At 71.7% G+C, this 12,874-nt stretch carries 9 protein-coding genes; 3 read left to right on the top strand and 6 right to left on the bottom strand.

All coding sequences use genetic code 11. The annotated features are described in order from the left end of the window. Nucleotides 1-59: 59 nt before the first annotated feature. The 3 genes from CEB94_RS23470 to CEB94_RS23460 form a co-directional block, all read right to left on the bottom strand. A complete protein-coding gene (locus CEB94_RS23470; RefSeq protein ID WP_175434096.1) occupies nucleotides 60-2,456 on the bottom strand; it encodes a serine/threonine-protein kinase in 2,397 nt (798 codons plus the stop codon). A gap of 197 nt (nucleotides 2,457-2,653) precedes the next feature. Continuing rightward, entirely contained in the window at nucleotides 2,654-4,603 is a 1,950-nt protein-coding gene (locus tag CEB94_RS23465) for a serine/threonine-protein kinase (RefSeq protein ID WP_175434095.1), read from the bottom strand. 92 nt (nucleotides 4,604-4,695) lie between these two features. After that, nucleotides 4,696-5,544, bottom strand: a complete 849-nt coding sequence (locus CEB94_RS23460) for a menaquinone biosynthetic enzyme MqnA/MqnD family protein (protein WP_175434094.1) — start codon at nucleotides 5,542-5,544, stop codon at nucleotides 4,696-4,698. Between the two features lie 322 nt (nucleotides 5,545-5,866). Here CEB94_RS23460 and CEB94_RS23455 point away from each other — a divergent pair, with 322 nt between their 5' ends. From CEB94_RS23455 to CEB94_RS23445, 3 genes are all read left to right on the top strand, one after another. Further along, nucleotides 5,867-6,070, top strand: a complete 204-nt coding sequence (locus CEB94_RS23455) for a cold-shock protein (RefSeq protein WP_003992177.1) — start codon at nucleotides 5,867-5,869, stop codon at nucleotides 6,068-6,070. Between the two features lie 110 nt (nucleotides 6,071-6,180). Next, nucleotides 6,181-6,420 (top strand): hypothetical protein, encoded by a 240-nt coding sequence (locus tag CEB94_RS23450; protein WP_175434093.1) that lies wholly within the window; start codon nucleotides 6,181-6,183, stop codon nucleotides 6,418-6,420. 105 nt (nucleotides 6,421-6,525) lie between these two features. Continuing rightward, nucleotides 6,526-7,185, top strand: coding sequence for a class I SAM-dependent methyltransferase (locus CEB94_RS23445; protein ID WP_175434092.1), 660 nt, complete (start codon nucleotides 6,526-6,528; stop codon nucleotides 7,183-7,185). 313 nt (nucleotides 7,186-7,498) lie between these two features. Here the strand turns inward: CEB94_RS23445 and kstD are convergent, their stop codons facing one another. The 3 genes from kstD to CEB94_RS23430 all read right to left on the bottom strand — a co-directional run bounded on the left by kstD (nucleotide 7,499) and on the right by CEB94_RS23430 (nucleotide 12,650). Beyond that, complete coding sequence (gene kstD, locus CEB94_RS23440) at nucleotides 7,499-9,280, bottom strand: 3-oxosteroid 1-dehydrogenase (protein ID WP_175434091.1); 1,782 nt, start codon at nucleotides 9,278-9,280, stop codon at nucleotides 7,499-7,501. Between the two features lie 221 nt (nucleotides 9,281-9,501). After that, nucleotides 9,502-10,623 carry a sugar ABC transporter substrate-binding protein gene (locus CEB94_RS23435; protein ID WP_175434090.1) on the bottom strand — a complete coding sequence of 374 codons (1,122 nt, stop codon included), beginning with the start codon at nucleotides 10,621-10,623 and terminating at the stop codon, nucleotides 9,502-9,504. 107 nt (nucleotides 10,624-10,730) lie between these two features. After that, nucleotides 10,731-12,650 (bottom strand): AMP-dependent synthetase/ligase, encoded by a 1,920-nt coding sequence (locus CEB94_RS23430; protein ID WP_175434089.1) that lies wholly within the window; start codon nucleotides 12,648-12,650, stop codon nucleotides 10,731-10,733. Nucleotides 12,651-12,874: the final 224 nt, after the last annotated feature.

Genomic DNA, 12,874 nt, shown 5'->3' with positions numbered 1-12,874 from the left:
TTAACTTCAGCTAACGGAGACTATGGCAGCCCCCGGCATCGCGCCCCAGCGCCCCGGCGTCACACCGCCGGCATCGCGTAGACCTCCGGTCCGTTCGTCACCAGCAGTCGGTTTCCCGCAGGAGCGATCTGCCACGGGGCGCCGGAGTCCTTGTCGTCCGTCCAGGTCCAGCGCACTTCGCCGGTCTTGGCCTCGAGGGCGATGACGCCTCCTGACAAGGGCCCGGCGGCGCAGTACAGCGTCGTGCCGACCCTCGCGAACGTCCCCGGCCCGCCACGGTCCTGGTCCTCGCAGAGCCAGATCCGCTGGTGCGTCTTGACGTCGACGGCCCAGATACCGCGGTCGTAGTCGCTGACGTAGAGCACACCGTCGATGACGGCCGGGTTGTTGAAGCCGCGGCGGCCCTCGGGGGAGAGCGTCCAGCGGGTGCGGCCGGTCTCCGCGTCGACCGCTGTCAGCTTCTCGCCGGGCAGGAAGACGAGGCCGCTCGCGACCGTGGGCTGCCAGGCCCAGTCGTCGCCGATCTTCTGCGTCCACAACTGGTCGCCGGTCGCGGTGTCGCGCACGGTGAGGTTCTGGTTGGAGTCCGCGTAGACGAGGTACTTGCCGGAGACGGTGCCCTGGACGTCGTAGTCCCGCGTGCCCCAGTCGCGGTGCTGCAACCACACCTTCTTCCCGGTGCTGTGGCTGATCGCGGCGATGGCGGTGCGGTAGTCGGTGGCGCTCTGGGCCTGTGCGTAGTCGGTTGCCGTGACGTACACGTTCTTGTCGTCGACGGCGATGGTGCTCTCGATGCCGAGTTTCTTGCCGAGACGGCTGCGCCACACCTCCTCGCCGGTCTTCACGTCCCGCGCGACGAGGACTCCCTCGATGCCGCTGTCGGTGAGGAACACCTTGCCGTCGTGGAACAGAAGCTGGGAACCGGGGGCGCAGACGTCAGGTTTCGACCAGCGGGACTCACCGGTCTTCACTTCGTACGCCACCAGAGGGTCGCCGCTGATCAGGAGCAGGCCCTCATGGATGAGGAGCGGTACGTCGGTGGTGGTGCTGTCTTCCGCCGCGGTCTCGTGCCACAGGGGTTGGGGGGCGACTCCGGCCGGCGGGGTGGTGAAGTTCTCCTCGACGGGCTGCGCGGAACCAGCGCCGTTCGTGCCGGTCGCCCCGTCGTCGGTGTCGCCGTCCCGGCCCAGCCACCAGGCCGCGCCGCCGCCCGCCACCGCCACGGCGGCGGCACCGCCGAGCGCGAGACCGAGGACACGGCGGCGGGAGGGAGCGGTGGGGGTGGTGGCCACGGTGGAAACCGGCCCCAGGGCGCCGGGCTGTCCGTGAGCGCCATGGCCCGGCGGTGTCGTCCCGTACCCCGGGGTGGGAACGCCGCCCGGCGGTGTGGCGTAGCCAGGGACCGGGTTTCCCTGGGCGGCGGCCGCGGGGGTGCCGCCGTATCCCGGAGCCTGCGGATAGCCGTAGCCCGGAGGCGGTGTGCCCGGTGACTGCGGTGTCCCGTCCGTCATCGCCGGTGCGGGCCCGAAGGACGCGGCGACCGCGGGCTGAGGCTGCTGCGGTGCCTCGAGGTCCAGGATGCCGGCCGCATGCGTGGCGATCGTCGAGGACACCGCCGACGGCAGCCAGTCGCTGAGGACACCCTCGACGCCCTGCGGGGCGAGCGCCGTCACGATCTCCGACGGCATGGGCCGATGCGCCGGGTCCTTGGCGAGGCATGCGCGAACGAGGCCCATCAGTTGCTGCGGCACGCCCTCCAGGTCGGGCTCACCGTGCACGACCTGATACAGCAACGAGGCGTGCGAGACGGCGCCATGGCCGAAGGTGCCCCGGCCGGTTGCCGCGAACGCGAGCACGGCACCCAGGGAGAAGACATCACTCGCCGTGCCGACGTCCTTGCCGAGCGCCTGCTCCGGTGACATGTAGCCGGGTGAGCCGACGACGACTCCCGTCTGTGTCATACGGTTTCCGTCCACCGCCCGAGCGATCCCGAAGTCGATGACGCGCGGACCGTCTGCCGCCAGCAGGACGTTCGACGGCTTCATGTCACGGTGGATCAGTCCGGCCGCGTGAACCTCCTGGAGGGCAGCGGCGAGGCCTGCTGCCAGCGCCCGGACGGTGTGCTCCGGCAGCGCACCGTGCGCGGCGACCACGTCCGTGAGGTCCGGGCCGAGCACGTACGACGTCGCCAGCCACGGCAGCGGCGCGTCCGGGTCGGCGTCCACGACCGGGGCGGTGAAGCGGCCGGAGACTGCCTTGGCTATCTCGACTTCGTGCCGGAAGCGGTCGCGGAAGTCGCCGTCCGCCGCAAGATCCGGACGCACGACCTTCACGGCGACGGTACGGCCACCGGGCGAGCGGGCGAGGTATACGCGGCCCATGCCGCCGACGCCGAGTCTTCGGAGAAGCCGGTACGTTCCCAACTCCACTGGATCATCCGGCTGCAGTGTCTCCATGGTGGTGGGCCTTCCCGGCAGCACGCAATGTGGCGCGTCAGTCGTATCTCTTGGCGTTCGCTATCGCAGACACAGTAGTGAGCGCCTGAACCAGGACGGGAGTTAGGGGCCGTAAGCCGGGCGGCCGCCTCCTTGCCACCCTCTCGGGATCGTCGTCCTGATCACCTTGTTCGTGAGGCACGGAGGCAGGTCGGTACCTACCGCACCTTCGACATCCGAGCCTCCGGCCGGCCCGACTCCTCGCTCTCCGACCGGTACTGGAGGTCGTCGCCCACCGGCTTGAGGTGGACGGTCGTCTTCGCCGGGTTGCAGCCGCTGTGGTTGGTCTTCGCGCCGACCGACGTCGCGACGAGTTCCTTCTTCGTCACCTGCTTCAGGGTGAGTACGTCGACGCAGACGCCGCCGATCTGGTCGGTCTGGCGAAGCTTGCCCAACTCCTCGCCGACAGCGACCTGTCCGACGGTGATGCGGAACGTGCCGAGGGGGAGTCTGCCGTCGAGGGCGACGCCCTGGCCCTCCCAGGTGCCGAGGTACGCGGCGGGCACCGTACCGGAAGGGGCGGAGCTCGCGGTCGCCGCCGGAGGCGAGTCGGACCCGCTGCCCGAGTCCGCGTCGTCCTGGCCGCCGTCCCGCCCCGGCAGCAGGTCGAACACGAACACCGATCCGATTGTCACGGCCGCCATCGCCCCCGCGACCGCCAGCACCACGGAGCAGCTCAGCCTCCGCACCCGCCCGCCGCCCTCCGGCGTGGACGTCGCCGCCACGGAGACGGAGACCCTGCCGGGGCGGCGCCCGAGCCCCGGGGCGGTGTCCTGCGGGTGATCACCGTCCCGGGGTTCGGGTGCGGCTGCGAAGAGGGCCGCGGGCCCTCCGATCGGCGCGGACCCTCCGATCGGCCCTGGCCCTCCGATCGGCCCTGGCCCTCCGATCGGCGCGGGGCCGTCGGCCCGCCCGGCCCCTCCGCCCCGCCCGGTCCCTCCGGCCTGCACGTATGCCCCGCCCTGCACGGGCCCCCCGGCCTCCGCGGACGCCCCGCTCCGCGCGAGCCCAGACCCCCCGCTCTGCGCGGGCAGAACCGGCGGCGGCACGTTCGGAGGCGGTGTCACCCCCGGCGGCATCACCGGCGGCGGTCCGAACACCCCCATCGCCGCGCCGGTGCCCGCACCCCCCGCCGCTTCCGGCCCCACCGAAGGGCTGCTGAACCCGACCGGCCCGGACGGCCCCCCGGCTCCCGGCTCCGGCCCCGGCCCCGTCGCCTCCAGATTCAACAGCTGCACGGCACTGCGGCTCACCTGCTCCACCAGCGCCCCCGGCAGCCACCCGCCCGTCACCAGCCGGGCCGCGCCCTCGGGGGCCAGCCGGCGGGCCACCTCGGCGGGGGCGGGCCGCGTGCCCGGGTCCTTCGCCAGGCAGGCCGCCGTCAGGCTCCGCAACTCCCCGTCCAGCGGACCGAGTTCCGGCTCCTCGTGGACGACCTTGTAGAGCAGGGCGGCGGAGGAGTCCCCGGGGAAGGGCTGTTGACCGGTCGCCGCGTACGCGAGGACCGCGCCCAGTGAGAAGACGTCGGCCGCGCCCGAGACGCCCTTGCCCAGGATCTGCTCGGGCGACATGTAGCCGGGCGAGCCGATGGACACGCCGGTGGAGGTGAGGGATGCCGTGCCGTCGGTGGCCCGGGCGATCCCGAAGTCGATCAGGAGGGGACCGTCGAGGGTCAGCAGGACGTTCGACGGCTTCACGTCCCGGTGCACCAGGCCCAGCTCGTGCACCGCCGCCAGCGCCTCGGCGAGTCCCGCGCCCAGAGCCCGTACCGTGTGGGCCGGAAGGGGCCCGCCGTCCGTGACCGCGGCCGACAGGGACGGACCGGCGGCGTACGCCGTCGCCACCCACGGCACCCGCGCCCCGGGGTCCGCGTCCAGGACGGGCGCCGTCCATGCGCCGCCCACCCGGCGCGCGGCGTCGACCTCGCGCCGGAAGCGCGCCCGGAACTCCTCGTCCAGCGCGAAGTGCGGATGCACGATCTTGACCGCGACCGTACGGCCTCCGGCGCTGCGGCCCAGGTAGACCCGGCCCATGCCGCCGGAGCCCAGCCGGCCGAGCAGCCGGTAGGGCCCCACCATGGTGGGTTCGTCGACGTCGAGCGGCCGCATGGGCGTCACCCCTCCCCCGTAGGCAGGCGGGGACGGCTCCGGTCCCGGTACGCCTGCACTCCCAGCAGAGTAGTGCGGGAGCACCGCCCGGCTCACGGCTGGAGCAGGTCCACCTTCACGTCCGCCGGGAAGCCGGTCGTCGGGCCGACCCGTCGGGCGAACTCGGCGACCGCCGCCAGCTGCGGGCCGCCGAAGCGGAAGTCGAGGGTCGTGAAGTAGCGGGCGAGGGTCTCCTCGTCGAAGGCCTCCCAGCGGGCGGCCTGCTCGGCGACCTTGCCGACCTCCTCCAGGGAGAGGTTGCGGGAGTCGAGGAAGGCCTCGTGCACACGGCGGGTGATGACCGGCTCGCGCTCCAGGTAGTCGCGGCGGGCCGCCCAGACCGCGAAGACGAACGGCAGGCCCGTCCACTCCTTCCACAGCGCGCCCAGGTCGTGCACGTGCAGGCCGAAGCGCGGCCCGTCGAGCATGTTCGCGCGCAGCGCCGCGTCACCGATGAGGACGGCGGCGTCGGCCTCCTGCATCATCAGGCTCAGGTCGGGCGGGCAGGTGTAGTAGTCCGGCTGGACGCCGTAGCGCTCGGCGAGGAGCAGCTGGGCGAGGCGGACGGAGGTGCGGGAGGTCGACCCGAGGGCGACGCGGGCGCCGTCCAGCCGGTCCAGCGGGACCTGGGAGACGATCACGCAGGACATCACCGGGCCGTCGCAGCCGACGGCGATGTCGGGGAAGGCGACCAGGTCGTCGGCGTGCCGGAGGAACTCGACAAGGGTGATCGGACCGATGTCGAGCTCGCCCTGCACCAGCTTCTCGCTGAGCTTCTCCGGGGTGTCCTTGGAGAGCTCGAAGTCGAGGAGCGTGCCCGTTCTGGCGAGCCCCCAGTACAGGGGCAGGCAGTTCAGGAACTGGATGTGGCCGACGCGCGGCCGGGTGCGAGGATTGTCCACATCGTGAGGCTAGCCCTCACGGCGTACGGACCGGCGCGCGGGCCCGCCGCCGGGGTGTGGCCCGCCGTGGGCACCCCCTACCGCCGGTCGGCCGAGGGTTGTTCAAACATTCGGGTGACGTGATCTTGACCCCTATTGCATTCCGGGGCCTGCGTGCTAGGCTCATCGCAAGTTGCAGTTTGGTTTCCCTTGCAGTACAGAGCCTGCGGAGCATGTGACCGCGGGCTCTCGTCATTCACAGACATATGCACTTGTGCGGAATTCATCTTCACACTTGCTGGTTCTGGAGCAGGGCAACCCTTTTGAAGCCCAAGGAGGGCTTATGGCTACCGGAACCGTGAAGTGGTTCAACGCCGAAAAGGGCTTTGGTTTCATCGCCCAGGAGGGCGGCGGCCCCGACGTCTTCGTCCACTACTCCGCGATCAACGCGAGCGGCTTCCGCTCGCTCGAGGAGAACCAGCAGGTGTCTTTCGACGTCACGCAGGGTCCGAAGGGCCCGCAGGCTGAGAACGTCACGCCGGTCTGATTTGTAGTACCCAAGGAGCCCCGCGCCGCAAGGCGACGGGGCTCCTGCCCTTTCCGGACCCTTCTGTCCGATGAATTCCCGGCGAATTCCGGCCATGGGACGATGAGCGCATGCGGAAAGACCAGGAGAACAGTGGGGAGGACGGCGGTGCTCCCGCCGACCCATCCCTGGCCACGGGCCTGTCGGTCGGCCTGTCCCTCGGCACGGCCATAGGACTCGTGCTCGGTATGACCGTCTTCGACAACCTCGCCCTGGGCCTGGCCCTGGGCCTCGGATTCGGCACGGCGATCGGAGCGGGCGCGGGTATCGGCGCCGGACGGAAACGGGGAGACCAGGGGGACGGCCCCTAGCTCGGCCCCGGCCGCCGCCCTCCTGACGTCACGTCACGGGCAGGCCCAGGCGCCGGAAAGCCCCGGGCCCCTGTGCGGGGTGAGGCCGCGCTAGGGTCTCCGGCCATGACTGACGCTGACTTCGTGACCGAGACCCGCGTGTTCTACGACACCGTGGCCGAGGAGTACGCCGTCCAATTCAGTGATCTGCGCCCGGGGACGCCCCTGGACCGGGGCGTGCTCCACGGCTTCGCGGAGCTCGTGGGCGAGGGGGGCGAGGTCGCCGACCTGGGGTGCGGGCCCGGGCGGGTGACGGCGTACCTGGCGTCCCGGGGGCTGTCGGTGTTCGGGCTGGACCTGTCGGAGTCGATGCTCGCGATCGCCCGCCGTGAGAACCCGGGCCTGCGGTTCGTGCGGGGCTCGATGCTGGAGCTGGACCTGCCGGACTCCTCGCTCGACGGTGTCGTGTCCTGGTACTCGATCATCCACACCCCGGACGAGCACCTGCCCGCCCTCTTCGCCGGTTTCCACCGCGTCCTGCGCCCCGGCGGCCATCTGCTCCTCGGCTTCCAGTCCGGGGACGAGCCCCGCCGCTACGAGGAGGCCTTCGGCCACCCGGTGTCCCTGACGTTCCGCCGACGGCGGCCCGAGCGCGTCGCGGCCCTGCTGGAAGCCGCCGGTTTCACCCTCCGCGCACGGACGGTGCGCGAGCCGGACGAGACCAGCGGCGAGCCGGTCGCCCAGGCAAGCCTCGTGGCCCGCAAGCCGGCGCAGGCAACCGCCTAGGAACCTCCGTCACCGGCCGCTCAAGGCATCGCCCAGCCCCACGTGCGATGCCCGAGCGGCCCCGCAGCCGGTCACGCTCCCCAGAGCGGGCCCGCTGCCGACCACCAACCCGGCTGCCACCGGCCAAGGCCCAGCCCTGCCCTGCCGCGCAACCGGGCACACCCTCCCCCAAGCGAACCTCTGCCGGTCAAACAACCCCACCATCCCGCCGCCGGACGACGCCCAGCCCAGCCCCCCAGCCGGGCACACCCCCGCCGACGCCCAGACCAGCGCAGCGCAGCCCAGCCCAGCCCAGCCCAGCCCAGCCCAGCCCCTAGCGTGCCTCCGCCATATCCCGCGCCGCGATGTATCCGAACGTCATCGCCGGGCCGATCGTCGAGCCCGCGCCCGCGTAGCTGTGGCCCATCACGGCCGCGCTGGCGTTCCCCGCCGCGTACAGGCCGGGGATCACCGAGCCGTCCTCCCGCAGCACCCGGGCCCGGGCGTCCGTGCGCAGGCCGCCCTTCGTGCCGAGGTCGCCGGGGACGATGCGGAAGGCGTGGTACGGGGGGAGCCAGAGGGGGGCGAGGCAGGGGTTGGGGAGGACCGACGGGTCCGTGTAGTAGTGGTCGTAGGCGCTGTCGCCCCGGTGGAAGTCGGGGTCCTCGCCCTGCCGCGCCTGGGCGTTGAAGCGGTTGACGCTGGTGCGCAGGGCCGCCGCGGGGACGCCGATCGAGGCGGCCAGGGCGTCCAGGGTCCACTCCTTGTGCGCCGCCCCGGAGTCGTACCAGGCGTCGGGGAAGGGCAGCGTCGGCAGGACGTCCTTGAAGAGGTACCGGTTGCGGTAGTTCTGGTCGACGACGAGCCAGCACGGGATGGCCGGGTCGGTGTCGTGGACGTCGTACATGGTGTGCACGACGTCGCTGTAGGGCGCGGCCTCGTTGACGAAGCGCCGGCCCGAGCCGTTCACCAGCAGCCCGCCGGGCAGGGTGCGTTCGGCGAGGCAGAAGTACGGCTCGCCGGGGATCGGGATCGCCGGGCCCCACCAGGCGTCCTCCATCAGGTCGAGCGCGGCGCCCAGTCGCTCCCCCGCCCGGATGCCGTCGCCGGTGTTCTCCTTGGCCCCGACGGTCCACTCCGTGCCGATGGGCTGCCGCTGGAAACGCCGGCGCATCGCCGCGTTGTGCTCGAATCCACCCGAGCCGACGATCACCCCCCGGCGGGCGCGGAGCAGGCCGGGAGCGCCGTCGCAGGTGACGACGGCTCCCGTCACCGTGCCGTTCTCGACGTGCAGGTCCGTCAGGGGCGTGTTCAGCCATACCGGGACCCCGGCCGATCGCAGCCCGGCGCGCAGGCCCGCCGCCAGCGCCTGGCCCATCGTCAGGGGCTTCTGGCCGAGCGTCGCCGCTTTCGCGCCGCGGGCCAGGCACTGGGCGGCTACGGCCGCGCCCCGGGCGTTCACGGCGGCCAGGGCGACCCACTTGTAGTCGGCGCTGAAGACGACCATGCCCGCGGGGACGTCCATGTACGGCGGGTTCAGGTGCGCCAGTTCGGCGCCCAGGAGGTTGCCGTCGAACTGGTCCGGCTCGATGGAGCGGCCGCCCGGCAGGCCGCCGGGCAGTTCGGGGTAGTAGTCGCTGTAGCCCTCCATCCAGCGGAACCGCAGGGGGCTGTTGGCCATGACGAAGGAGATCGTCGCCGGGCCGTGGGTGAGGAAGGCCCGCTGCCGGTCGGCGGGGACGTCCGGGCCGACGACCGCGGCGAGGTAGGCGGCGGCCTTCGCAGGGGTGTCCGGGACCCCGGCCGCGAGGATCACCGCGTTGTTGGGGATCCAGATGCCGGCGCCGGAGCGGGCAGCCGAGCCGCCGAAGGTCGGTGCCTTCTCCACGACCACGCAGCTCAGGCCCTGGCGCGCGGCGGTCAGCGCGGCGGTCATCCCGGCGGCGCCGGAGCCGATGACGACGACGTCGTACGTGCCGAGCGGGGGTAAGTCGGCCGCATGGGCGCCCTGTTGTACTCCTGCGGCGACCGCGAGACCGGCACCGGCGGCACCGGCCAGCAGTCGTCTTCGGGACGGGGCTCCGGCAGTGCCCGCGGTGTCCGTGCGTGTGGTCATGGCCGCTCCAGCCCGACGAGAACGCGAAAGGGGTGGGGAATGTCGCGCACGGGTCTTGCGAAGTCAAGACCCGTGCGGCACCCGCCGCACGACCCGAGCCCGAAGCCCACGCGGCCCACCCGGCATGCGTCCGCTACCCGAGCCCGAAGCCCACGCGGCCCACCCGGCGTGCGTCCGCTACCCGAGCCCGAAGCCCACGCGGCCCGCCCCCCGCACGTCCGCTACTCGAGGCCGATGGCCGCGCAGTCCGCCTTGTACTTCGAGGTGCAGATGTCCTTCACGGTGTACACGCCGTCCGTGATCACCGTGTCCTTGATGTTGTCCTTGGTGAGGGCGACCACCGGGACCAGCATCGCGGGGATGTTCTTCTGCGTCGGGCTGTCGACCGTCTCCCGGGTCAGCGCGGCGAACTCGATCGAGCGTCCCTGGACCTTGGCCACCGCGATCTTCGCGGCGTTGGTCGCCTCCAGCAGGAAGGACTTGTACACGGTCATGTACTGCTCGCCGGACACGATCCGCTGCACCGCGTCGAGGTTGGCGTCCTGCCCGGTCACCGGCGGCATCCTGGTGGCGCCGGCCTCCTGCAGCGCCTCGATGACGGCGCCCGCCATGCCGTCGTTGGCCGAGTAGACGGCGGCGATGTTGTTCAGGCCGACGGCCTGGATCGCCTTCTTCATGTTGGCCTTGGCGATCGCGGGCTTCCACTCCTTGGTGTCGTACTGCTTCACGATGTCGACCTGGCCCTGGAGTTCGCTGAGCGCGCCGTCCTTGAAGCGTGCGGTGTTGGGGTCGGCGGGGTCGCCGTTCATCATGACGACCTTGCTCTTCTCGGCCTTGTCGCCGAGTTCCCCGATGATGGCGCGGCCCTGGACCTGGCCGACGAGTTCGTTGTCGTGGGAGACGTAGGCGTCGATCGGGCCCTCGGCGAGGCGGTCGTAGGCGATGACCGGGATGCCGGCGTCCTTGGCCTTCTGCACGTCCGTGGCGATGGTCTTGGAGTTCAGCGCGTCGACGAGGATGACGTCCACCTTGTCGTCGATCATCTTCTGGAACTGCTCGCTCTGTCTGGAGACGCTGGCCTCGGCGTTGGCGTAGCGGACCTTGCCCTTGTTCTCCGTGAGGGACGCGACCTCCTGCTTGATCAGCGGGTAGTCGAACTTCTCGAAGCGTGCCGTGTCAAGGTCGGGCAGCAGGAGGCCCACCGTGATGTCGTTGCCCTTCTTCGCGGCGGTGTCGTCACTCCCGCCGTCGCCGCAGGCGGCGAGGGACAGGGCCGACACGGAGACCGCCAGGGCTATGGAGAGACGCCGCACGGCGGCCTGACGGGGGTTGCGCGCTATCACTGGTGGTGCCTTCCGATGGGGGGAGCATCGTGACGAGGTGGTCGAAAGCCAACGGGCAGACGCCGGGCGTCGTCAAGAACCACGTGTGAAGAGATCGCAAAGGTGGCTCACCGCGTGTACAGACCCTCCACTTCCGCGGCGAACGCGCGCAGCACGGCCTCGCGGCGGAGCTTCATCGAGGGGGTCAGATGGCCCGCTTCCTCCGTGAAGTCCTGAGGGAGGATGACGAAGCGGCGGATGGACTCCGGGCGGGAGACCATCTTGTTGGCCTCGTCGACGGCACGCTGGAGGACGGCGCGCAGTTCCTCGTCGTCGATGAGGAGCGTGGGCGGTACGGGGTGTTTGCCGTTCATCTGGCGCCAGTGGGTGATGCCGTCGGGGTCGAGGGTGATCAGCGCCGAGACGAAGGGGCGGCCGTCGCCCAGAACGAGGCACTGGGAGATCAGCGGGTGTGAGCGCAGCCAGTTCTCCAGCGGGGCCGGGGCGACGGACTTGCCGCCCGCGGTGATGAGCAGTTCCTTCTTGCGGCCGGTGATCGTCAGGTAGCCCTCGTCGTCCAGTTCGCCGAGGTCGCCGGTGGCGAGCCAGCCGTCGGGGGCGGCGGGGGCGACGCCGCCGGCCTGCGGGTCCCAGTAGCCGCGCAGCACGTGGTCGCCGGCGACGAGGATCTCCCCGTCGGCGGCGATGCGGACGCGGGTGCCGGGCAGCGGCCAGCCGACGGTGCCCAGCCGGGGTTTCAGGGGCGGGGTGACGGTGCTCGCGCCGGTGGTCTCCGTCAGGCCGTAGCCCTCGAAGATCTCGATGCCGGCACCGGCGTAGAACGCGGCGAGGCGGCGGCCGAGCGGGGAGCCGCCGCAGATGGCGTAGCGGACTCTGCCGCCCATGGCGTTGCGGATGCGGCGGTAGACCAGGGGGTCGTAGAAGGCGCGGGCGGTCTTCAGGGCGCGGGAGGGGCCGGGGCCGGTGCCGGTCTGCTGGGCCTCCAGGGCCTCTCCGTAGCGCTGCGCCACCGCCACCGCGCGGTCGAACGACGAGACCCGGCCGCCCGCCTCGGCCTTGGCGCGGGCCGAGTTGAAGACCTTCTCCAGCATGTACGGGATGGCCAGCAGACAGGTCGGCCGGAAGCCGGCCAGGTCCGGGAGCAGGCGCTCGGCCTTGATGCTGGGCGCGTGGCCCAGCCGGACGCGGGCCCGGATGCAGGCGATGGCCACCATGCGGCCGAAGACGTGGGACATCGGCAGGAACAGCAGGACCGAGGCCTCTTCGCTGGTCTTCGCCCGGAAGACGGGGTAGAGCAGCTCGATGGCGTTGTCGACCTCGGCGAAGAAGTTGCCGTGGGTGAGCGCGCAGCCCTTGGGGCGGCCGGTGGTGCCCGAGGTGTAGACGAGGGTGGCGAGGGTGTCCGGGCCGAGCATGCCGCGCCGCACCTCGACCTCCTGGTCGGTCAGGTGCGCCCCGGCTTCCGCGAGCCGGTCCACGTGGCCCTTCTCGACGATCCACAGGTGCTTGAGGTCGGGCAGGCGTTCGCGCTCGGGGCCGAGGGCGGCGGCCTGCGCGGCGGTCTCGGTGACCAGGGCGACCGCGCCGGAGTCCTGGAGGATCCAGCGGGCCTGGAAGACGGAGGAGGTGGGGTAGACGGGGACGGTGACCAGTCCGGCCGCCCAGGCGGCGAAGTCCAGGATGGTCCACTCGTAGATCGTGCGGGCCATCACGGCGACCCGGTCGCCCGGCATGAGGCCCTCGGCGATCAGGCCCTTCGCCACGGCCCGCACCTGGTCGGCGAACCGCGTCGCCGTGACGTCGCTCCAGCGCCCGTCGGCGTCCTTGCGGCTGAGCGCCACGGCGCCCGGATCCGCGCTCGCGTTGTCGAAGGGCAGGTCGGCGAGCGACCCGTGGGTCCACGGCGGGGCCAGTGGCGGTACGGAGGCCTCCCGTACCGCCCCGTCCAGCCGCCGTACCTCGGGCTGAACCAGCACCGGTCCTCCGTACGCGTCGCCGTAGGCGGAGGAGGGATAGGCAGTGGACACGGGCGGCTCCTGGGGCGTGCAGCGAAAAAACTGCTTGCTGCATGACGTACGTGCCTCGCACGCCGAGGCGCTCAACCGGCTGAACCCCCAGAAAGGGGTTACTGACGGTAGGAACGGGATCGTACGGTGCTCACGTGGCGAGTTCGTGCGGGTTCGGGGATGGTCCGGAGCCAGGCCTGTGCATTCTCGGGGGTTACGTGAGGGTCTATCAGTTTCCGTGAGTC

The sequence above is a fragment of the Streptomyces hawaiiensis genome (assembly GCF_004803895.1).
Lineage (GTDB): Bacteria > Actinomycetota > Actinomycetes > Streptomycetales > Streptomycetaceae > Streptomyces > Streptomyces hawaiiensis.
Note: the sequence above shows the minus strand (reverse complement) of the source record. Positions and strands in the feature narration are given on the sequence as shown.